The sequence below is a fragment of the Nocardia sp. NPDC049526 genome, from assembly GCF_044465765.1.
Taxonomy (GTDB): Bacteria; Actinomycetota; Actinomycetes; order Mycobacteriales; family Mycobacteriaceae; genus Nocardia.
In genome coordinates this window covers 990,582-1,012,057 of sequence record NZ_JBITMA010000002.1, presented here as the reverse complement: position 1 = coordinate 1,012,057, position 21,476 = coordinate 990,582, and the positions used below count along the sequence as shown (strand labels likewise).

At 66.1% G+C, this 21,476-nt stretch carries 22 protein-coding genes; 12 read left to right on the top strand and 10 right to left on the bottom strand.

The features are described from left to right. Window positions 1-85: 85 nt before the first annotated feature. From ACIBW7_RS09360 to ACIBW7_RS09325, 8 genes are all read left to right on the top strand, one after another. Window positions 86-955 (top strand): hypothetical protein, encoded by an 870-nt coding sequence (locus ACIBW7_RS09360; RefSeq protein WP_397045674.1) that lies wholly within the window; start codon window positions 86-88, stop codon window positions 953-955. Next, window positions 952-1,869: a tRNA (adenosine(37)-N6)-dimethylallyltransferase MiaA gene (gene miaA, locus ACIBW7_RS09355; protein WP_397045672.1), complete on the top strand. Its 918-nt coding sequence runs from the start codon at window positions 952-954 to the stop codon at window positions 1,867-1,869. Before ACIBW7_RS09360 ends, miaA begins: the two co-directional genes overlap by 4 nt. Further along, entirely contained in the window at window positions 1,866-2,711 is an 846-nt protein-coding gene (locus ACIBW7_RS09350) for a TrmH family RNA methyltransferase (RefSeq protein ID WP_397045670.1), read from the top strand. The genes miaA and ACIBW7_RS09350 overlap by 4 nt, the downstream gene beginning before the upstream one ends. Before the next feature lie 27 nt (window positions 2,712-2,738). Beyond that, complete coding sequence (dapF, locus tag ACIBW7_RS09345) at window positions 2,739-3,626, top strand: diaminopimelate epimerase (RefSeq protein WP_397045796.1); 888 nt, start codon at window positions 2,739-2,741, stop codon at window positions 3,624-3,626. 218 nt (window positions 3,627-3,844) lie between these two features. Continuing rightward, window positions 3,845-5,311 (top strand): GTPase HflX, encoded by a 1,467-nt coding sequence (gene hflX, locus ACIBW7_RS09340; protein WP_397045794.1) that lies wholly within the window; start codon window positions 3,845-3,847, stop codon window positions 5,309-5,311. 152 nt (window positions 5,312-5,463) lie between these two features. Then, entirely contained in the window at window positions 5,464-6,363 is a 900-nt protein-coding gene (locus ACIBW7_RS09335) for a lysophospholipid acyltransferase family protein (protein WP_397045668.1), read from the top strand. A 45-nt stretch (window positions 6,364-6,408) separates the two neighbouring features. Then, window positions 6,409-7,476 (top strand): alpha/beta hydrolase, encoded by a 1,068-nt coding sequence (locus tag ACIBW7_RS09330; protein WP_397045666.1) that lies wholly within the window; start codon window positions 6,409-6,411, stop codon window positions 7,474-7,476. A 159-nt stretch (window positions 7,477-7,635) separates the two neighbouring features. Beyond that, a complete protein-coding gene (locus ACIBW7_RS09325) occupies window positions 7,636-8,781 on the top strand; it encodes an acyl-CoA dehydrogenase family protein (protein WP_397045665.1) in 1,146 nt (381 codons plus the stop codon). Window positions 8,782-9,038: 257 nt separating this feature from the next. Here the strand turns inward: ACIBW7_RS09325 and speB are convergent, their stop codons facing one another. The 8 genes from speB to ACIBW7_RS09285 are packed head-to-tail and all read right to left on the bottom strand — an operon-like array spanning window position 9,039 to window position 16,222. After that, complete coding sequence (gene speB, locus ACIBW7_RS09320) at window positions 9,039-9,986, bottom strand: agmatinase (protein WP_397045663.1); 948 nt, start codon at window positions 9,984-9,986, stop codon at window positions 9,039-9,041. A 33-nt stretch (window positions 9,987-10,019) separates the two neighbouring features. Further along, window positions 10,020-10,784, bottom strand: coding sequence for a class II aldolase/adducin family protein (locus tag ACIBW7_RS09315; protein ID WP_397045661.1), 765 nt, complete (start codon window positions 10,782-10,784; stop codon window positions 10,020-10,022). Continuing rightward, window positions 10,781-11,983, bottom strand: a complete 1,203-nt coding sequence (locus ACIBW7_RS09310) for an SRPBCC family protein (protein WP_397045659.1) — start codon at window positions 11,981-11,983, stop codon at window positions 10,781-10,783. The genes ACIBW7_RS09315 and ACIBW7_RS09310 overlap by 4 nt, the downstream gene beginning before the upstream one ends. Further along, window positions 11,980-12,918: a sugar phosphate isomerase/epimerase family protein gene (locus tag ACIBW7_RS09305; RefSeq protein ID WP_397045657.1), complete on the bottom strand. Its 939-nt coding sequence runs from the start codon at window positions 12,916-12,918 to the stop codon at window positions 11,980-11,982. Before ACIBW7_RS09305 ends, ACIBW7_RS09310 begins: the two co-directional genes overlap by 4 nt. Continuing rightward, window positions 12,915-13,880 (bottom strand): C-terminal binding protein, encoded by a 966-nt coding sequence (locus tag ACIBW7_RS09300; RefSeq protein ID WP_397045655.1) that lies wholly within the window; start codon window positions 13,878-13,880, stop codon window positions 12,915-12,917. Before ACIBW7_RS09300 ends, ACIBW7_RS09305 begins: the two co-directional genes overlap by 4 nt. A 19-nt stretch (window positions 13,881-13,899) precedes the next feature. After that, on the bottom strand, window positions 13,900-14,670 hold the full coding sequence (locus tag ACIBW7_RS09295; protein ID WP_397045653.1) for an amino acid ABC transporter ATP-binding protein: 771 nt from the start codon (window positions 14,668-14,670) through the stop codon (window positions 13,900-13,902). Next, a complete protein-coding gene (locus tag ACIBW7_RS09290; RefSeq protein ID WP_397045651.1) occupies window positions 14,667-15,383 on the bottom strand; it encodes an amino acid ABC transporter permease in 717 nt (238 codons plus the stop codon). Before ACIBW7_RS09290 ends, ACIBW7_RS09295 begins: the two co-directional genes overlap by 4 nt. After that, complete coding sequence (locus tag ACIBW7_RS09285) at window positions 15,380-16,222, bottom strand: transporter substrate-binding domain-containing protein (RefSeq protein ID WP_397045649.1); 843 nt, start codon at window positions 16,220-16,222, stop codon at window positions 15,380-15,382. The genes ACIBW7_RS09290 and ACIBW7_RS09285 overlap by 4 nt, the downstream gene beginning before the upstream one ends. Before the next feature lie 248 nt (window positions 16,223-16,470). Here ACIBW7_RS09285 and ACIBW7_RS09280 point away from each other — a divergent pair, with 248 nt between their 5' ends. Next, window positions 16,471-17,400, top strand: a complete 930-nt coding sequence (locus ACIBW7_RS09280; protein WP_397045647.1) for an AsnC family transcriptional regulator — start codon at window positions 16,471-16,473, stop codon at window positions 17,398-17,400. Then, complete coding sequence (locus ACIBW7_RS09275; RefSeq protein ID WP_397045645.1) at window positions 17,397-18,101, top strand: hypothetical protein; 705 nt, start codon at window positions 17,397-17,399, stop codon at window positions 18,099-18,101. Before ACIBW7_RS09280 ends, ACIBW7_RS09275 begins: the two co-directional genes overlap by 4 nt. Here the strand turns inward: ACIBW7_RS09275 and ACIBW7_RS09270 are convergent. Then, entirely contained in the window at window positions 18,080-18,439 is a 360-nt protein-coding gene (locus ACIBW7_RS09270) for a hypothetical protein (RefSeq protein ID WP_397045643.1), read from the bottom strand. The genes ACIBW7_RS09275 and ACIBW7_RS09270 overlap by 22 nt on opposite strands. Before the next feature lie 147 nt (window positions 18,440-18,586). Here ACIBW7_RS09270 and ACIBW7_RS09265 point away from each other — a divergent pair, with 147 nt between their 5' ends. Then, the gene (locus tag ACIBW7_RS09265) at window positions 18,587-19,030 is read left to right on the top strand and encodes a hypothetical protein (protein ID WP_397045641.1); all 444 of its coding nucleotides are present in this window, start codon (window positions 18,587-18,589) and stop codon (window positions 19,028-19,030) included. Here ACIBW7_RS09265 and ACIBW7_RS09260 read toward each other — a convergent pair. Next, window positions 18,970-19,773: a response regulator gene (locus ACIBW7_RS09260; RefSeq protein ID WP_397045639.1), complete on the bottom strand. Its 804-nt coding sequence runs from the start codon at window positions 19,771-19,773 to the stop codon at window positions 18,970-18,972. The two genes, ACIBW7_RS09265 and ACIBW7_RS09260, sit on opposite strands and share 61 nt — an antisense overlap. A gap of 179 nt (window positions 19,774-19,952) precedes the next feature. Between ACIBW7_RS09260 and ACIBW7_RS09255 the strand changes: the two genes are divergently transcribed. After that, window positions 19,953-21,455 carry a hypothetical protein gene (locus tag ACIBW7_RS09255; protein ID WP_397045637.1) on the top strand — a complete coding sequence of 501 codons (1,503 nt, stop codon included), beginning with the start codon at window positions 19,953-19,955 and terminating at the stop codon, window positions 21,453-21,455. The last annotated feature ends 21 nt before the right edge of the window (window positions 21,456-21,476 follow it).

Here is a 21,476-nt window from a genome sequence, read left to right as displayed (position 1 = left end):
TGCCCTCCGACTGATGATTCCCAGGGAAATCAACCCGTGATGACCTGGGTTGTAGCACCTCGAACACTATCAATCTCGGCCGAGTTTGCGGCAGAGACACTCGAACCCGGAGGTTGCGGACGCCGCAGCGGTGCTGTGGATCGCGCATTCGGCGAACGACTACGGTTACGGCGTGTTCTCCATTGCGGCCCTGGTCCCGTCGCCGCCGATCCTGGTGCCCGAGCTCTGCGGCGGTCTCGTGCCCGCGGCCGGGTCGGATTCCGATGACGCGCCCGCGGTGTTGCGCGCGGCCGCACTGGCCGCGGTCGGCGCGCTGGCCGCGACGACTCGGAACTGGACCGTCGTGGGTGTGGGCGCGGCCGCGCAGGTCCTCGGACCGGATGCGGTCGGCACCTTCCGCGGTTTCGGTGCGGACGTGCAGGTCGGGCTTTCGGCGGCCGCACTGTCGCGATCGCGGCAAACGCCCGGCGCAGCGGATTCACAGCAGCCGCTGCCCGCCCTGATCGCCGGGTGGTTGCGTGGTCAGGTCGCACCGGAGGCGGAGGCGGTGACGACTCTGGTCGCCGTCGACACACCCGCCGACGAATGCGGCCGGATCGGTGCGCAGTTGCGTTCCGCCCTGGACGATTCGCCCGAGGAGGCGGGCGTTCTCGTCGTCGCGGACGGCGCGGCGACCCTGACCCTCCAGGCACCGGGCTACCTCGACGAGCGCGCCGCCGACGTGCAGCGCGAACTGGACCGTGCCCTGGCCGAGGGCGATAGCGCCGGACTGCTCGCCCTGGATCCGGCCTTGTGCGCCGAACTCGTGCTGTCCGGACGCGCGGCCTATCAGGTGCTCGCTGGACTTTTCGCCGCCGATTCGGTCGCCCCATCCGTCGAAACCCTGTACAGCGATGCCCCGTTCGGCGTCGGCTATCAGGTGAGTATCTGGCGCACATCGGGAGGTGATCGGTGACCACGCCGATCGCCGTCGTCGGGCCGACCGCCACCGGCAAATCCGATCTCGGCCTCGACCTCGCCGAACGACTCGGCGGCGAAATCGTGAATATCGACGCGATGCAGCTCTATCGCGGCATGGATGTCGGCACGGCGAAACTCCTGCCCACCGAACGCCGGGACATCCCGCACCACCAACTCGATGTCCTCGAGGTGACCGAAACCGCAACCGTCGCCGCCTATCAGGCTGCGGCCAGCGTGGACGTGCGCGAGATCATGGCGCGCGGCCGCACGCCGATCATCGTCGGCGGCTCGATGATGTATGTCCAAGCGCTGCTCGATGATTGGGAATTTCCGGCCACCGATCCGACGGTCCGGGCGCGCTGGGAGGCACTGCTGGCCGAGCGCGGCGTCAGCGCGGTGCACGAAGCATTGAAAGCGGCCGATCCGGCGGCCGCGGCGACCATTCTGCCCACCGACGGCCGCCGTATGGTGCGTGCGCTCGAGGTCGTCGAACTCACCGGGCGCCCCTTCGCGGCCTCGGCGCCGGTCATCGGAAAACCGCGCTGGGACACCGTGATCATCGGAGTGGACCGCGACACCGCCGAACTCGACGCACGCATCGAACGGCGCACCGCGCTGATGTTCGAGGCCGGTCTCGTCGACGAGGTCCGCGGACTGATCGATAGAGGTCTGCGGGAGGGCGTCACGGCGCGCCGGGCGATCGGCTACGCACAAGTCCTGTCGTACCTGGACAACGAATACGACCTGAACCACGCGCAGGAACGCACCCTGATCGGCACCCGGCGCTACGTCCGGCGGCAGCGCTCGTGGTTCCGCCGCGATCCCAGGGTGCGGTGGGTGGACGGCGCCGATCCCGGTCTGGTCGCGACCGCGTTGTCCTTGCTAGAGAAGGAACGGATCCCGCAGTGACACGTCGTGTGAGTACCCGAAATGCCTCGGTCCAGGTGTGGCAGGCGTATCTGAACAACCGGACCAAGCGCCACCGCGACGGCCGCTTCCTGGTGCAGGGCGTGCGCCCGATCACCCAGGCGATCGCCAACGACTGGCCGCTGGAGACGATGCTCTACCGCCTCGGCGCGCCGGATCTGTCGAGTTGGGCGCGCGAACTACTGGAGACCAGCGGCGTGCAGCAGGTCGGCCTGGTGCCGGAGTTGATGGCCGAACTCGGCGAAAAGTCCACCGGCATACCGGAATTGGTGGCCGTCGCGATATCCAGGCAACCCGAGCTCGACACCTTCGAGCCCGGCGAACCCGGTGACGCCGCGCCACCTGTCGTGGTGGTTTTCGATCGCCCCAACTCGCCCGGCAATCTCGGCACGCTCATCCGCTCCGCCGACGCCTTCGGTGCCGGCGGCATCATCGTCACGGGTCACGGTGCCGACCAATACGATCCGCAGGCGGTGCGCGCATCTACCGGTTCGCTGTTCGCCATGCCGATCTTCCGTGCGGCCGGGCCCGCGCAGGTGCTCGAATTCCGTGACCGGCAGATCCGGCGCGGCATCCCGACCCGCATTGTCGGCACCGATGAGAACGGCGCGGACGCGGTCTTCGACTACGACTTCGCCGAGGCGACGATACTGGTCGTCGGCAATGAGACCAGCGGCATGAGCGCGGCCTGGCAGGAGGCCTGTGACGATATGGTCTATATCCCGATGGGTGGCACCGCCAGCTCGCTCGGTGCGCCCTCGGCCGCCGCGGTCGCGCTATACGAAATTTCGCGGCAGCGTCGTACGTTGGTTCGAGGACGATAAGCAGGGAGAATGCGCGACGTGTCGGATATCGAGTTCACCAAGGGCCACGGCACCGAGAACGATTTCGTGGTGCTGCCCGATCCGGAAGTCCGGCTGGACCTGACGCCGGACCGGGTCGCCGCGCTGTGCGATCGTCGCCGCGGACTCGGCGCGGACGGTGTGCTGCGGGTGGCGCGCGCAGGCGCGCTGCGGGACGCGGGCGTGCTCGCCGAGATTCCGGAGAGCATCGCCGATACCGACTGGTTCATGGACTACCGCAATGCCGACGGCTCGATCGCCGAGATGTGTGGCAACGGGGTGCGGGTTTTCGCGCACTACCTGGCGGCGAAGGGACTCGAATCGCGGACGGAGTATGTCGTCGGTAGTCGCGCGGGGGCGCGTCCGGTCACGGTGCATTCCGGTGGGCCGGCCGATGGCGAGGTCACCGTGGGTATGGGCATCGTTCGCGAGCTCGGTTCCTCGAACGCGACCATCGGTGGCTGGGCGCTGCCCGGCATCGGCATCGACGTCGGCAATCCGCACCTGGCCTGCGTCGATGCAAGCCTGTCCGTGGACGCGCTCGCCAAACTCGATCTCACCGTCGCACCCGGCTTCGACCCGGACTTGTTCCCGCAGGGCGTGAATGTCGAGATTCTGACCGGATTGGTCGACGGCGCGGTCGATATGCGCGTCTACGAACGCGGTGTCGGCGAAACCCGTTCCTGTGGAACCGGAACCGTCGCTGCCGCGGCGGCCGCTCTGGCCGCCGACGGTTTCCGCATCGCCACCGACACCGGCGAGGTGCGCGTCCGGGTGCTCGGCGGCGAGGTCACCGTCCGCCTCGCCGAGGGTGCCGCCTGGTTACGCGGACCGTCGGTGCTGGTCGCGACGGGTCTTATTGCCGAAGACTGGTGGTCGTCGCATTCGCCGAGCTGAGCGCTGATACCCCGCGCCTGGGCAAGGCGGGACCGGCCTCGGGCGTGTCCAGGGATAACCGAATGCGCAGCGGTGCGCACTCGTGGCAGCATGGATGATGTATGACGAAATCGAAGACTTTTGAATTCACTCCGGCCGCCGACGACAATGACCATGTCGAGGCCGTAGAGGACACGACGGAAGACACCGGCGATGTAGTTGCCGAGCACGCCGCGCGGATGCGGCGGTCCGGGTGGACCGCCGACCCGACCGTCGGCGAGATGCAGCTCGACGAGCGCTCCTCGCTACGGCGTGTCGCGGGTCTGTCGACCGAGCTCACCGATATCACCGAGGTCGAGTACCGGCAGCTGCGACTGGAGCGGGTCGTGCTGGTCGGGGTCTGGACCACGGGCACCGCGACACAGGCCGAGGCGAGCATGTCCGAACTGGCCGCACTCGCCGAAACCGCGGGTTCGGAGGTGCTGGAAGGACTGATCCAGCGTCGCGACAAGCCGGACCCGGCCACCTATATCGGTTCCGGTAAGGCCGACGAACTGCGCGCCGTGGTACTCGAAACCGGCGCCGATACCGTGATCTGCGACGGTGAACTGACCCCGGCGCAGCTGACTGCGCTGGAGAAGGTCGTCAAGGTCAAGGTGATCGACCGGACCGCACTCATCCTGGATATCTTCGCCCAGCACGCCACCTCCAGCGAGGGTAAGGCGCAGGTATCGCTCGCCCAGATGGAATACATGCTGCCGCGACTGCGCGGTTGGGGTGAGTCCATGTCCCGGCAGGCCGGTGGTCGCGCGGGCGGCAACGGCGGTGGTGTGGGTCTGCGTGGTCCCGGTGAGACCAAGATCGAAACCGATCGTCGCCGCATTCGCGAGCGAATGGCCAAGTTGCGCCGCGAGATTCGCGAAATGAAAACCGCACGCGATACCAAACGGGCCCGGCGCACCTCCAGCGGCATCCCGTCGGTCGCCATCGTCGGTTACACCAATGCGGGCAAGTCCAGTCTGATGAACGCGCTGACCGGCGCGGGTCTGCTGGTCCAGGACGCACTGTTCGCGACCCTGGATCCGACCACCCGCCGTGCCGAACTGGACGACGGCCGCGAGGTCGTCTTCACCGATACCGTCGGATTCGTGCGGCATCTGCCGACCCAGTTGGTCGAGGCGTTCCGGTCCACCCTGGAGGAGGTCACCGGCGCGGATCTGCTGCTGCACGTGGTCGACGGTTCCGACTCGCTGCCCGCCGAACAGATCAAGGCGGTCCGCGAGGTGATCACCGATGTGATCAAGCAGTCGGGGTTACCCGCGCCGCCGGAACTGTTGGTGGTCAACAAGATCGATGCGGTCGACCCGGTCGAGCTCACTCGGCTGCGCGCGATGCTGCCCGACGCGTCCTACGTCTCGGCGCACAAGGGGACCGGCATCACCGAACTGCGTGAGCGCCTCGCCGAGGTGCTCGGCGGCCTCGATGTCGAAATCAGTGTGCTGCTGCCCTACACCCGTGGCGATCTGCTCGCCCGCATCCACGCGGACGGTCGCATCACCACCTCCGAGCACGAGGAGGGCGGCACCCGGGTGCGCGCCCGCGTCCCGCACGCCCTGGCCGCGGCGCTGTCACAGTACGCGCATGCGGGTGGATCGTCCGAGCCGAACGGCACGGGTTCGACCGAAGCCGATGGTTCCGTGCACTGAGTCGCTATCGACCGTCGCTTCGCGAGAACGAGGGCAGAGTCGGCCGGGTTCGCTCGCGAACCGGCCGGTCGGTAGCGCATGCCGCGCGCATCCGGTGCAGCACAGGCGAATTCGTTGCGCTATCGTCATCGAATCGACATCAGGAGGGTTAAATGTCGCATGACCACTCCGGTTCGGCCGATTCGGGTGATCGGCGCTCCGGTGATTCGTCGCTCGCCGCCCCGGTGCTGAGTGACGGTGCGCCACTGTCGGTTTCGCTCACCGATACCGATATGCGGGTGCTCGACACGCTGCTCGCGCCGCTGCGCGCGTGGACGAGTCCGCGGTTCTACGGCCTGGAGAACATTCCGGCTGAGGGGCCGGTGCTGCTGGTCGGCAACCACAATCTGATGGGCGGCATCGATGCGCCGCTATTGCTGCCCGAGGTGCTGCGCAGGCGCGGTCGGCTGATCCGCGGGCTGGCCGAGAATGTGCTCATCAATGTGCCCGGCATCCGTCAGCTGCTGCACCACTTCGGCACGGTGCGCGGCAACCGTCGCAACTGCCTGGCGTTGCTGGCCCGCGGCGAAGCCGTCATCGTATTCCCGGGCGGCGGTCGCGAAGCGGTGCGCCGCAAGAACGAAAAGTACGTCCTCAAGTGGGAGGGCCGTTCCGGCTTCGCGCATATGGCGCTCGAGGCGGGTGCGCCGATCGTGCCGGTGGCGATGATCGGAGTCGACGACGCCTACGACATCGTCTTCGACGGCGACCATCCGGTCATGCGACCGCTGCGCTGGGCCGTCGAGGCACTCGGCCTGAGCCGCGACCTGACTCCACCGCTGATCCGTGGCGTCGGCCCGACCGGCATCCCGCGCCCCGAGCGCTTCTACTTCTCCGCCGGCGCGCCGATCGATCCGACGCCGTGGCGTGATGCGCCGGATAAGCATGCCGCCGCGGTGGAACTGCGGGACGTGGTGCGCAAGGAGTTGGAGGAGGAGCTGAAGTTCCTGTTCAGCGAGCGCGATCGTGATCCGGGTCGCACGCTCTTCGGTCGACTGCGCGGTCTTTTCTGAGTCTGCTCTCAGTTATTTGTCAGTAACTCTCCATACCTTGGCCGAATGGCTGGAACGAGAGTGCGAATGGCGGCGGTAGCGGGTGTAGCGGCAGTTCTGGTGGGATTTCCAGCCGCATCGGGTGGCTTTCTCGCATCCGCGGCCGGCGGCGCCGATCCGGTCATCACGTCCGGCAAACTGCTCGTCTCGTCGCACTCCGCCGATGGCTCGTATATCGCCGATGTCGCGGTGCAGGACGACCGCAATCTGACTCTGCAGGTGTACTCGGCCGCTATGGGCAAGAACATCGAGATCCAGGTGCAGCGCCCGGCCGACACCTCCGCTCCGCGCCCGACCCTGTATTTGCTCAATGGCGCGGGCGGCGGCGAGGATTCGGCGACCTGGCAGGCGCAGACCGATGCCGCGCAGTTCTTCAACGACAAGGATGTGAATGTGGTCACACCGGTCGGCGGCAAATGGAGCTACTACACCGACTGGCGCGCCTCCGATCCGGAGCTGGGGGTGAACATGTGGAAGACCTTCCTCACCGAGGAATTGCCCCCGCTCATCGATAGCGGACTCGGCGCGAACGGCACCAATGCGATTGCGGGCCTATCGATGTCGGGTACCTCGGTACTGCAACTGCCCATCGCCGCACCCGGCCTCTACAAATCGGTGGCGGCCTACAGTGGTTGCGCGCAGATATCCGACCCGGTCGGCTACGAATTCGCGAACGTCGTCGTCGCCGCGGGCGGTGGTGATTCGGCGAATATGTATGGGCCGCAAGGTGATCCGATGTGGGCCGCGAACGACCCGTATGTGCACGCGGACCAACTGCGCGGCCTGAACCTGTTCGTCTCCGATGGCAGCGGCATTCCCGGCCGATGGGACACTCTCAACGGCCCGCACACCCTGCCCGGCGCCGGTGGCTTCGCCAACCAGGTCGCCCTCGGCGGCGCACTCGAAGCCGCGGCGAACTACTGCTCACGCAACCTGCAGACTCGCCTGAACCAGCTGGGCATTCCCGCCACCTTCGACTTCCAGCCGACCGGCACCCACTCGTGGGGCTATTGGCAGGACGCGCTGAAGGCATCGTGGCCCGTGCTCGCGCAGGGCCTCGGGCTGCCTGCCTAGCAGGACAGAGTTTGCCGATCAGCTTGCCGAATCACCTCCGCCGGTCCAGGTGAGACCATGATTTCTGGCCCAGAAGTAAACGATGATTCTCTTTCCGGGTACCGTAGGTGGCAACGACGGGTCGGTGTGGACCGGCCGTGTGGTCACTAGGAGGTTGGCGTGGAGCGCACACTGTTCGAGCCCGAACACGAGCTGTTCCGGGAGTCGTTCCGCAAGTTTCTCGATCAGCACGTCGCGCCGAATCACGCGAAGTGGGAAGAGCAGGGCATTGTCGACCGTGCGGTCTGGCTGGAGGCCGGTAAACAGGGATTCCTCGGCATGGCCATGCCAGAGGAGTACGGCGGCGGCGGGGTCAAGGATTTCCGCTACAACGCGATCGTCGCCGAGGAGTCGGTGCGCGGCCAGTACTCCGGCCTCGGCTTCGCCCTGCACAACGATGTGATCGCGCCCTATCTGCTCGAACTCGCCAACGATGAGCAGAAGCAGCGCTGGCTGCCCGGCTTTTGTTCCGGCGAGATCATCACCGCCATCGCGATGACCGAACCGGGCACCGGCTCCGACCTCCAGGGCATCAAGGCCCGCGCGGTCCGCGACGGCGACGACTGGATCCTCAACGGCGCCAAGACCTTTATCACCAACGGCATCAACTCCGATATCGTCATCGTGGTCGCCCAGACCGATCCGGAGAAGGGCGCGATGGGCTTCAGCCTGCTCGTCGTGGAACGCGGTATGCCCGGCTTCGAACGCGGCCGCAACCTCGACAAGCTCGGTCTCAAGGCGCAGGACACCGCCGAGTTGAGCTTCACCGATGTCCGTGTTCCGGGTAAGAACCTGCTCGGCACCGAGGGCATGGGCTTCATCCACCTGATGAACAATCTGCCGCAGGAACGCATGTCGATCGCCGTCATGGCGGCCGCGGCCATGGAAGCCTGTCTGGAGATGACCATCCAGTACGTGCGCGACCGCAAGGCCTTCGGCAAGCCGATCGGTGCCCTGCAGAACACCCGCTTCGTGCTGGCCGAGCTGGCCACCAAGACCACCGCCGTCCGCGTCCTGGTCGACCGCTTCATCGAGGACCTCAATGCGGGCAAGCTGTCCGTCGAGGACGCCGCCATGGCCAAGTGGTGGAGCACCGAGGAGCAGCTCCACCTCATCGACCGCTGCCTGCAGCTGCACGGCGGGTACGGCTACATGAAGGAATACCCGATCGCCAAGGCCTACATGGACGCCCGCGTCCAGACCATCTACGGCGGCACCACCGAAATCATGAAGGAAATCATCGGTCGTTCGCTGAAACTGAGCTGATTCCAATCGGTTTCGCGCCCCAGTCGCAGGCTCCGGTCCGCGGCTGGGGCGCTTTCGTCGAAATCGAACCTGTTGCGCCGCCGGCCGAAGTTGTCCAGTCCTGCTATCGGGCCACCGCGGCTCGAAGGGTGAGGAGATGGTAGTGCGCTCGGGACACCTCGTGATGTTCAGCGAGCCCGAGGTGATCGTCGAGGAGATTCGCCGCATCGCCGTGGACGCGTAACCTCGATGCACGGATCTCCCTGACCGTCACTGGTTTACGTCGTCGCGTGGTCCATCGTCATGGCGGACAGCAATTCGTATCCGACATGCGCGGCGGCGATGCCGGTGATTTCCGCGTGATCGTAGGCGGGCGATACCTCGACGATATCTGCGCCGACCAGGTTCGCATTGCCGAATGCGCGCAGCAGGTAGAGCAATTCGCGGCTGGTCAATCCACCCGCCTCGGGAGTGCCGGTGCCCGGTGCGTGTGCCGGGTCGAGGACATCGATATCGACCGAAACATAAACCGGACGGTCGCCGATCCTGGCCCGCATTCGTTCGACCGCTGCCGAAACACCGTCGATTTCGATCTCGGGCGCGGTGATCGTCGCGAAGCCGAGCATCCGGTCGTCGGCGAGGTCGCCGCTGCCGTAGAGCGGTCCGCGCGTGCCGATGTGCATGCTCGCCTCGCGGTCGATCAGCCCTTCTTCCGATGCCCGCCGGAACGGGGTGCCGTGGGTATAGGACGCGCCGAAATATGTGTCCCAGGTATCCAAGTGCGCGTCGAAGTGCACCACCGCGACCGGACCGTGTCGCCGCACCACCGAGCGCAACAGTGGCAGGGCAATGGTGTGGTCACCGCCGATGGTCAGCAGCCTGGCACCGGTGCCGGTGATCGCGTCCGCGCCGTATTCGATTTCGGCGATCGCCGCATCGATATCGAACGGATTGCAGGCCAGGTCCCCGGCGTCGGTGATCTGCAATGCATCGAACGGAGAGACGTCGAGTGCCGGGTTATAGGGGCGCAACAGTTTCGACGACATGCGTACATGGCCGGGGCCGAGTCTGGCACCGGGCCGGTAGCTCACGCCGGTATCGAATGGCACGCCGACGATGGCGATATCGGTCGCGGCGACCTCATCGATGCGCGGCAGCCGGGCGAAGGTCGCCGGGCCGCCGTAGCGGGGAATGACGGTGGCATCGACCGGTCCGACAGTGGTCATGATCGAATGCTCCTCTCTGGGGTGGGTGATAGGTCAGTCGACGTAATGCGGATCGATGCGGTCGAGCAGCCGCAGCAGCGCCGCCCAGGCCAGGTCGTACGCCGAGGTGTCGACGAAGTCGTCGCCGGTTTCGGTACCGCTCAGCTGCCGTGCGCTGCGTTCGCACACCTGGGGTGGTGGCAGCGTCAGCGTTCCGGCCGCGGCGGCCGAGAGCTGGATCTCGCAGGCTCGGTTCAGGTAATACATGCGAAGAAACGCTTGTGCCGCGCTGGCTCCGACGGTGAGCAGGCCGTGGTTGCGCAGGATCATGACCGGATGGTCGCCGAGATCGGCAACGAGCCGGGCTTGTTCGTCGAGATCGAGGGAGACACCCTCGTAGTCGTGGTAGCCGATCCGGCCGTAGAACTCCATCGACATCTGATTGACCGGCAGCAGCCCCTCGGCGGTGGCCGCCACCGCACATCCGGCCCGGGTGTGGGTGTGCAGCACGCAGTGTGCGTCGGGTCGGGCAGCGTGTACGGCGCCGTGGATGACGAAACCGGCCGGATTCACCAGGGGTTCCGCATCGCCGACAGGGTGTCCCGCTGCATCGACGACCACCAGATTCGACGCGGTGATCTCCTCGAACAGCAGCCCGTACGGGTTGATCAGGAATCGCGGCGTCGGTCCCGGCAGGCGCAGCGAGACATGGGTGAAGATCAGGTCGGCCATCCCGAAATGGGCGACCAGCCGATACACGGCGGCGAGTTCGCGCCGCAACCGCAGTTCGATCGATGGAGCGTCTGTCGCCGTGGTCATCGGTAGCCCGCCTTTCTCGCGACCCGATGCTGGAAGAGCGCGGTGATCTGGTCCCAGTGCGAGACCAGATTCGTCGCGTCCGCGGCGGGTGAGCTGCGACCGATCTGCAGGCGGTGCAGCATCGGCATGTCCTGATCGTTGACTTCCCACAGCACCTCGGTCAGCTGCTGATGGGCCGGTGCGTATTCGGCACCGGCCGCGGTCGAATCGACGAAGACCGCCATATGCTCGATTGTGCGATCGGGGGCGAACGGATGGAAGCCGATGACCTGGAACCAGTCGGCCTCGAGGAATAGCAGCGCATTGGGAAAGACACAGAAAATGTCCTGATGCTCGAGCCGGTCGGCGGGGACGTCGCCGAGCCAGGGCAGGGCGCGATCGGTTTTGTCCGCCTTGCCGACCGCCCCGTGTGGATAGGTGCCGCCCATGATGTCGGGATGTAGTGCCACATCGTCGACGTCCAGCGACGCGGTCACCGGGCCGACCTGAGGATGCACGAATGGCAGATGGTAGAAGTCGAGGAAGTTCTCCACCACGAGTTTCCAGTTGGCGTCGACGTCGTAGCGTCGCTCCCCGGCGAGGTGGATCCGATCGAAGTCGATATGTGCCCAACGGGTCAGGATCGGCTCGAGGTGGTGTGCGAAATCGTCCGCGCACGCCTGCGGATCGGTATCGGTGGCCGACAGGTCGACGAACACCATGCCTGCCCACACATGGCTGGCGACAGTGAGCAGACCGAGCCGTTCGGCGATCGCCGGATCCACCTTCGCGCGCCGCTCCCGTCCGTAATACGGTGCGGTGGAAAGCTTTCCGTCCAGATCGAAGGACCAGCAGTGGTAGGCGCACTGGATCCGGCGCGTGACGACCAGTGGTTCCTCGGTCAGTGCCATCCCGCGGTGGCGGCACGAGTTGTGGAACACCCGGACCTGGTCGTCATCGCCGCGCACGATCAGCAGCGGCTTGCCGCCGATCGTGATCGGATGCACCGCGCCGGGCTCGGCGACCCAGTGCGCGTAACCGGCCCACACCCAACCCGCGGAAAAGATGCGGTCCTGCTCCAGCGCGAACTCCGCGCCACCGGTGTAGGCGCGCGCGGGTACCAGTGCGCGGCCGATGGGTAGGTCGGGGAGCGGTCCGGCGACGACTACATTTCCGCTCGGGGTCATCCGCTCGGAAAGGGGAAAGTGTATGTCGCTCAATGTATTCCTCCTCGGGATGCGGTGATCGGAACGCGGCGTACGGCCGCGACGAACGCGGCCTCGGCCCGGTCGCGCAGGATCAGGGTTTCGGCCCACCGATCGGAGAGTTCGTGGCCGTCCCGATCGGTGATCGCGTACGGCGTGGTGCCCAGTTCGGTGCAGAACAGCACGGGCTCGCGGCTGTCACCGCGACCTGCCAGGATGGCCGTGAAGGCGCGAATCCACCAGTCCTGGAACAGGTCCTCCCAGGCCCGGTGCTGCGGGAAGCCGAGCGGGATCTGCGCCTGGCAGCGGGTCGCGACGCGACCCTGCACGGATTCGGCGCGCGCGAACAACGCTTCGAGGTGACCTTCGAGTTCGGCGGTCGGTGGTAGCGGGAACTCACTGCCGCACACGTAATGGGACAGGTCGATCGCCAGTCGCACATCCGGATCGAGCTCACGAAGCAGGCGGGTGGTCGTGCGGATATCGTCGGTGAGCGTGTTGCGATGCGTTTCCAATTGCATCGCGACGCCCGCCGCCGCGCACCTGCGGTGCCAGCGCTGCACTGTTTTCGCGACAATTGTCAGGTCATCGTCGAACAAGCGGCCGCAGACCACCATGCGATCGGCGTCGATGATGTCGGCGTAGCGCAGAGCGGCATCGAGATCCTCGTCATCGCCGACGAATGCAAACACCGCCGTGCGCAATCGGTGTTCGAGTGCGGTCGCGAGTTCGGCGGCGTCGGGCCGTCCACGAGCGCCCAGATCGACCGCGACACCATCGAATCCGGATGCCACCAGCCGGTCGAGCTGTTCGGCGAGGGTCCACGCGCGGGTCGCTTTCCAAGGCAGATCTTCCATGGCCCACAGGGAATTGAACATCTCGAGACGTACGGGCTCGCCCGTCACCCAACGGCCACCCAGCGCCGAATCGCTGTGCGATGCCGCATTCATCGAGCCACCGTGGACGATTCGGCGACGGGGTGTAGCGGGCGGCCGGTGTGATACCACCGCACCACGTTGCGGGCTTGGGTCAGGACATAGTCGCGTGCGGTCGCATCCGACAGATAGGCCACGTGCGGGGTCAGCAGGACATTCGGATGTTCGGCGAGCCGGTCACCGGCAGCCGGCGGCTCGGCGTCGAGCACATCGAGCGCCGCACCGGCGAGATGGCCGCTGTCGAGTGCGTCGGCCAACGCAGTGGAATCGACGATGCCGCCACGGGATACGTTGATCAGCCACGAGCCAGGGCGCATTCGCTCGATCAGGTCGGCGTCGAACAATCGCGCGGTGCTCGGACCGAGCGGCAGATGGATGGAGACGAGGTCGGCATTGGCGACGACCTCGGTAAGCGACGCCGCGGTGACACCGGCGGGCATCGGGCGCCCCGAATGGTCATGGCCCAGAATCGACGCCACCGAACCGGCTGCGAGCTCGGCGACCTTGGTCCCGATCCGGCCGAGTCCGACCAGTCCCACGGTGATCTCGGACAACCGACGCGGACCGGATGCGGGCCGGTCCAGCCACCCCCGGCGACCGCGCAGCGTGAAGAAGTCGAGGCGGCGAACCGCGGCCAAAGCGAGGGCCCAGGTGTGGGTGGCGACCTCGGCGGTGGCGATGCCCCCGACGGTCGCGACCCAGATACCGCCGGCCGTCGCCGCGTCGATGTCGATGGCGTCGTAACCGTGCGAGAGCATCGACACGATTCGCACCCGGGGCAGGCGGGCCAGCAGGTTCGCATCGATCGGCGCGTAGCCGACCAGCAGTGCGGTTGCGTCGGCTGCCGCTGTGGCGATGGTGTCGGGGTCGCGCGTCTCGAGTACCCGCACCTCGAAACCGGCCGTCTCCAAAACGGCAATGCCCGGTGCCGGGTCGAGGTCGTCGAGATCGGTGTAGACCGCGATCGGAGCCGACATCGGCCGATCTCCTTCCGAGTCAGTGGACATGGGACAGGAAAGCGCGGGTTCGTTCGTGTTCGGGCTGGGTGAAGAATTGCTCGGGCGGTGCCTGTTCGACGATGACGCCGGAATCGAACAGCGCTACCGCATCGGCGACCCGCCGGGCGAATCGGATCTCGTGGGTCACCACGATCATCGTCATCCCTTGTGCGGCCAGATCTTCCATAACCGACAGCACCTCGTTGACCAGTTCCGGATCGAGGGCGGAGGTCGGTTCGTCGAACAACATCACCGACGGTTCCAGCACCAGTGCCCGCGCGATGGCGACCCGTTGCTGTTGTCCGCCGGACAGTTCCGAGGGATAGTGCCGCAGATGTCCGGCCATGCCGACGCGTTCGAGCATGGTCTCGGCGCGGTGCACCGCCTCGGCCCTGGATAGACCATTCACCGCAGTCAGGCCGAGCGTGACGTTGTGCAGCGCATCGAGATGGGCGAACAGGTTGAAGCGCTGGAATACCATGCCGATATCGGTGCGCTGCCGAGCCAGTCGTCGCTCGGGCATGGGCACCGGATGACCGGTTCGGCTGGTCTCGATCCCGATCTCCTTGCCGTGCAGCAGGATCGAGCCGCTGTCGGCGGGTTCGAGCAGGGCCATCAGCCGCAGGATGGTGGATTTGCCGGAGCCCGATGGTCCGAGCACAGCCTTGACTTCGCCCGGTGCGATGGCGAAATCCACGCCGTCGAGGACAACATGGTGGCCGTAGCTCTTGTGCAGCGCGATCGTCTGCAGCAGTGGCGTGCCGGTCATGCGGTCACCGTGTCCTTCCTCCGGCCGGGCGTCCCCGACGAGACCCAGCGGTAGCGGCGTTCGATCAGGCTCTGTACGCCCATGAGCGCGCTGACGATCACCAGGTAGTAGACGAGCGCCGCGGTGTAGTACTCCGCGTATCGAAAGGTCACCGAGACGCCGACCTGCGCGGTGGTGAGCAATTCGCGCAGCGAGATCACCGATGCCAGTGAGGTGTACTTGAGCATCGCGATGAACTCGTTGCCGGTCGGCGGCAGCGCGACTTTCACCGCCTGCGGCAGTAGGACTTTCAGCAGCACCTGATGCGGGCGCAGTCCGATCGCTCGGGCAGCGAGATGCTGTCCCTCGTCCACGCTCAGTAGCGCCGAGCGCAGGATCTCCGCCATATAGGCGGCCTCCACCACGGCGAATCCGATGAATGCCGCGATGAACGGCGTGAACCAGTTTTCCCGCAGCCCCGGAAACAGTTGCGGCCCGGCGTTCCAGATGATCAGCAGCACCAGCAGGGAGGGGATGGCGCGGAAGAACCACACGTACGCGCCGCCGAGTGCGCGCAACGTGGGCACCTTACTGATGCGGGTGAGCGCCACGCCGAAGCCGAGCACGGTGGCGAAGATCATCGATACGGCCGCGAGGGCGACCGAAAGCCAAGCGCCGCGCCGGAATTCAGCCGAGGTCAGGGCCTGCAGGAAAATATCCCGATCGAAGGTCATTGTGCTGTTCCGGGACGAATCCGGGCCGGATCGAGCCCGTACTTGGTGGCGATCTTCGCGAGCGTGCCGTTGTCGGTCAGCGTGCGCACGGCTGCGGCCACCGGGCCGCTCAGCGGTGAACCCTTCTTGGTGAAGACACCGAAAACCGTTTCCGCGGTGAAGACGCCGGGCACAGCGCGCAACGCGCCGCCGGATTTGGCAACCATATCGACCACCGCGACATCGGTCTCGATCAGTGCGTCGGCCTTGCCATTGGTCACCGCCGCAACGGTTTCGGCGGTCTTTGGGTAGGCCTGAATGGTGATGGCCGGCTTGCCTGCGGCCGCCAATCGTTGCGAAAGCTGTTGCAGGGTCTTCTCGTTGGCGCCGCCGCCTTGGACAGCGACGGTCTTACCGGACAGGTCCTCGGCGGCGGCGATCCGGGTTTCGCCGCTGCGGACGATCAGTCCCGGTCCGGTCGCGAGGAACGGTGCCGCGTCGGCGACGGCGGTGCGTTCCGGGCTGACGTAGAGCGCGGACCAGAGCACATCGCATCGCTGCGCCTGTAGGGCCGGCATGAGTCCGTCGAACGAGGTGATCTGCCAGCTCGTCTCGACCTGCCACAGTTCGGCGAGTGCGCGCGCGGCGTCGGAGTCGAAACCCACCGGGGCGGTGGTGTTTCCGTTCTCGAAGTACTCCATCGGCGCATACTCGGGATCGGTGCACACCCGGAGCTCACCGCCGCGGATCAGACCCGCCGGTGCGGCACCGCTGGCGGCACTGCCTTCTGATCCACTTCCGCAACCGGCGATCAGCAATGCCATACCGGTTCCCATGGCTACCAGTCCCAGCTTTTTCATCTGCTCAATCTCCTCCAGTGCAGTGGCGTTATGGTCAACGTTGCTGCTCTGATTGCTGCTCGTTCGATTGAGATGCACGATAGAAACTGCGATAGGTTCAGTCCACAGAAGAGACTGAGCGATGAGTGCCACAGTTTGATGTTCTGGAAAGCCGCACCCCGGATTTCGGGTGATGATGTATCCAGAAGAAGGGAATTGCTGATGATCAGTAAAGCTGAACTGATCTGCACGTCGATTGTTAAGTTCCGATGACCGCGGCCGCGACATCCGGCACGCACACTCTTGATGCCCGCATCCTCGAGGAGTTGCGCATCGATGGGCGGATCGGGCGCAACGAACTCTCCGCCAAACTCGGCGCATCCCGCCCGACGATCTCCAAACGGCTCAATACGCTGTTCGATTCGGGTCGGGCACAGGTGGTCGGCATCGTGCATCCGTCGACGATCGGGCTGGCCGCGCTCGCACACGTGTCGATCAGCGTCGACCAACCGGTGCGGCAGGTCGCCGGGCGCGTGGCCGGACTGGACGACATTCCCTACGTGTCCCTGACCAGTGGCCGGTATCCACTGGTAGCCGAGATCCGCACCCAGGGGCCGCAGCAGCTCGCCGCCGCACTCGACCAGATCCGCAGTATCGACGGTGTGCGCGACACCAATACGCTGTTCTATTCGGAGCTGATCGTCGATGTCGGCCGCCCGGAGCGGGCGTCGGCGGCCTCGATCGATGCGCTCGACACGCGTCTGCTCGAGGTGTTGCAGGCGGACGGGCGCGCGTCCTACGCCACACTCGCCGCGGCGGCCGGTACCTCACCCGGTACCGCGCGGTTGCGGGTGAAGCGCTTGATCGATGAGCGCATCGTCCGAATCGCCGCACTGTCCGGACCGGGACATGGCGATACCGAGTACGCGGTCGGATTCGGTGTGCGGGCCAGTGGTCGCACGGCGGGACTCGCGGCTCTGCTCGCCGAACTTCCCGGCCTACGCTTCCTCGCCGCGACGATCGGGCGGTTCGATCTGGTCGGCACGGTACACGCGTCCGCGCTGGAGGACATCGTTGCCGCCCTGGACACCCTGCGCGCCCTGCGCCCGGTGCTCGAAGTCGACAGCTGGGTGCATCTCTTCACGGTCAAGGAGCGCTACAGCAATGTGCCGGCGCGGGCACTGGCGGCGAAGTCGTGACCGAGCGTGGGCGTGGCGCAGTCGTGACCGCGCCGTTCGCGTCGATCCCGGTGCGCTGGCGCGTCACGGTGCCGCCTCCGGTCCACGGCGTATCCGATGAACTCACCGAAGCCGCGTTGACCGCAGTGTTGCTGGCCGGGGTCGTCACAGGTGGCACGGTATTGGCTCGTGCGCGGCTGCCGGAGCACGTGCTGCGAACGGTGCGGTGCTCGGTCGCCGAAACGGGTGCGTATGTGGTGTCGTCGGCTGCTGGTCTGACGGCGACATCGCGCGCTACCGGAGGCGAGGTGGCATCGTTTCGGTGTACGGTGCCCGACCATCTGGTCGTGCTGTACGCAGTCGCGGCCGCTCGGGCATCGGCCACCTGTGTGCTCACACCGCGCGGGGGCAGCGCGATCGAAACGGCGGCGACATTGGTCCGGCTCGGTTTGTGTGCCCGGGGCGCCGGTGGCTCTGTCGTGATCGAACCCGGCTTCGTCGCCGGGGATGGGGTTATCGATCACGCCGGTGATATCTACCTGGTCCTGGCGACACTGCTCGTCGGTCTGCTGCGGTTCGGTACCCGGATCATCGACACCGTCCCGTTGGACATGCGGATGCCGGACTTCATCGATACCTGGTCCGCGCTACTGGTCGCCGATGAATTCCTGCTTCCCGGTAGCGCTCTCGTGCCCTCGGACTACATTATGCGTCGGCCGTGACGCAGAGGCATCGCGGTCGAAGCCGTCGGCGCCACGTCCGACAAGGCACTGCCGTGCAATGTGCGTCGCTGGGCCAACATCAGCATCGCCTGCTCGACGATGAGACCGAGCTTTCCGGCGCAGCGAATTGCGCGCGCCATTCGGGTGGGATCGTAGCGGACGCTGGGATCGGCGAGCAGTTCGGCGAGTTCCATTGCGGCCCACGCCTGGTCGTCGGTCAGTGGGCGATCGGGTAGCCAACTGACGCGCCATTGCGTCGGGTATCCGGGGTTCGCGACGTGCGCGAACTCTACGGTGCGATCGCTGGTCAGTGCCTTTTCGGTGCGGTCGATGGTCAAGGGTCCGCTCCTGTCGACTCGTAGTGGATCAGGACCGCTATTCATGGTCTGAGCTGCGAAAGCAGGGTCGGTAGTAGTCAATACAAGGTCCGTACGACTCTTTCGGCCGCGCACGCGAAATCCCTATCGTCGGAGCGTGGTAGGAGGGTGGGCCGGGGGGCTCGATTCGATATCCGACGGCGCGCGAAGGCGGCCGGAATCCCGGTCGTCATGGTCACCGACAACGGCGACAATGTGCTGCTCGATATCGAACGCTACGACCTCGACCCGGCCTATCCGATCCTGCACGGCCGTGTCGAGTTCGCGGCGCACTGGTCGCTCGCCGAACTCGGCGATCCGGTCCGGCGGTCACGGCTGGTCGGTGCCATAGTCGGCGGCGGACTCACCTCGCGACTGCGCTATTCGCTCACCCAGGTAGGCCATACGCTGCCGACCTGGCCGCAGCTCGGCACCGCGGCGACCATGGCCGGTGCCGTCGGCGCACTGGCCGCGCGTTTGATCGCGTGCGGCGGCGGGCTGCGCTCCAGGCGCTATCGGGTGGATCTCGACGAACCGCTGCTCGGTGTGTCAGCCGTGAGTACGTCGTCGTGACCGTTGCGGCGGCACCAGCTGAGCAGGTAGTGCGCGTGTACGCCGCACCACCGATAGATCGCATTGGCGGTAAGCGGTAATTCGGGATCGTGCTCGCCACGTTCGAGCACGATCGGCCCGATATAGACACTGGCCACCTTATTGGCGGTATTGAGACCGACCCGGGCGGCCTTGGCCAGTGAAACGGCATCGGTGCCGCGGCCCGCGGCGATGGCTCCGGCCAGCCGCGCGGCCGTCTCACCGCGCTGCCCCTGGAACAGCCGATACAGCGGGGGCGGTGTGGCCGGCGGCGGCTCGAGATGCGGCCGCCGTCCGGTGGCCGCCGGAGGAATCGCCTCCAACAATGCCGGGACGCCAGAGGATTTCGAATAGAAACCGGCCAATTCCGAAGACCTGAGCAGTGCTTCGTCCAAATGGTCGCGCTCCATGCTGTGTCCCTGCGCCGCCATCAGCACCGCGGCCTGCCGTTGCGCCGAACCCAGCATATCCAGCACATCCAGGCCGTCGAAGCCGTATTCCAGCGCCGGATCGTTCCAGATCAGGTCGGTGATCACCACATCGAAGCGGACCTGGTGCACGACCTCGCGGCGCACGGCCTGCCGGTCCAGCGCCACCGCGATGGTCGAGCCAGCGAATGCTTGTTTCAGTACCGGCTCGATGACCCGGCCCAGCGGCGAGGCCACCAGTATTCGCAGGTGCCCCATATCCCGTTCGAGCAACATATTGCCCGCACCCAGGCTCATCGGGTGATTCTTACACCCGCCGTGGTCCTGTGCAGGCGAATTGCGGTACAGCACAGTGAATTTCCGCCGAACCGATCCCGGTGAAATGTTTGGCTACCGGTGTGCAATGCCCAGAGTGTGACCATACGAACCCCGAAGACTACGCGTTCTGCGGGAACTGTCGGGCGCCCTCGCGCCGAGTGGATCCTACGGAGGGGAGGACGCAGCCGACCGCACCCGGTTCGCTGCGTCGTGACGAGGCCACCCGGTATCTTTGCGCGGCTGTCCATTTGGACAGTGTGCTCGCCACCGAGGTGGTCGAGAAGGTGTTGGAAGAACCGCTGCGATCGGTCGCTCGTTCACCCGGTGTCGATCTGGTCGCGGTGGCCAAACACGCGGTGGCCGCACGGACTCGGCATCTGATCCGTGATCTCGCGCTGTTCACCGTGCTGGTCCTGCTGATCGGAAACCAATTCCTCGGCATCGAGCCCGGTGGCGCGCTCAGCTACCTGAATGTCCTCAATCCGTTCGCGCTGTTGTCGAAGCTGGCGATTTTCGCCATCCTGCTCGCCTGGGCGGTGGTCTTCGCCGAGGCGTATGCGGCACGCTGGGGCCGCACGGCACATACATTGCGGCGCGGGGTCTTTCGGGCTTCGAGCGCACCGGTGCCGCATCTGGCGGCGGTCCGCGGCGAAATCGAACATGTGGCGGCGTACGCGGGCGGCAATGTCACGGTGTACCACGGCTATCAGCCGTTCCTCGGACACGGATTTCCGCTCGGCGCGTGGTCGATGGCGCTGGACATCACCAAGGCGCGCAAAGACGATGCGCCGATCCAGGAATTCACCGTCATCGAACTGAATGAACGGCTGCGCAAGCAGATCGCCCAGCTCGACGTGCCGAATCTCGACGTCTACAACCGATTGTTCGTCAACGGCAACGATATTCATCACGATCGGCGCTTCCTGCCGGATGAGCTGGGGCGCCCGCTCGACCGGGTTCCGGAATCCACGGTCGAAGCGCTGATGCTCGCGCCGGAGGATCGCGCCCGGCCCTATCTGACCACCGAAATCATCGGCTGGGACGGCGAATTGGCGTGGTCCGGATTCCTGCGGCTGGCCGCCAGCTCCACCTCGCTGTTCGTGGAGTCCACGTACTGCATGGTGCCGCCGCTGCGCAGGGCCTATCACGAAGTCGACGAACTGCTGTTGCGCCCGCGTCCGCGCCAACTGGTGAAACTGCTGTGGCGCAGTCTGCTCCGGCTGCCGCGCATGTGGCTGCGCGCCGTGCCGAATGTCGTGTACCAGGCTTTCGCGGACGTGCGCAGGCGCCGGAAGCTGGCGCGTCAGCAGAACGAGATCAGCCAGGTCTTCACCTTCGATCACGGTGCGCTGCTGAGCATTCGGGAGGCGGCCAGTGATCTGCGCGTCGACAAGCGCGGCAGGTCGATCGGCTACCACCGCTACTTCCAGCTGCTCGACCAGGAGATGTACACCAAGATCCTGGAGAAGCGGGTCTTCGAGACGCTGGCCGCCTTCCTCGTGGAGAAGAACATCGATCCCGACGAACTGCTGCGGCGCGGCGAACAGATCACCAATAACAGCGTGACCATCAGTGGCGATGCGACGCTGCTCAATTCGTCGATCGGCGGTTCGACCGCGACGACGGTGAACGCGACGGCCGGCGACGCGGCCGAGCGATGAGACCCACCACCCACAGGAAGG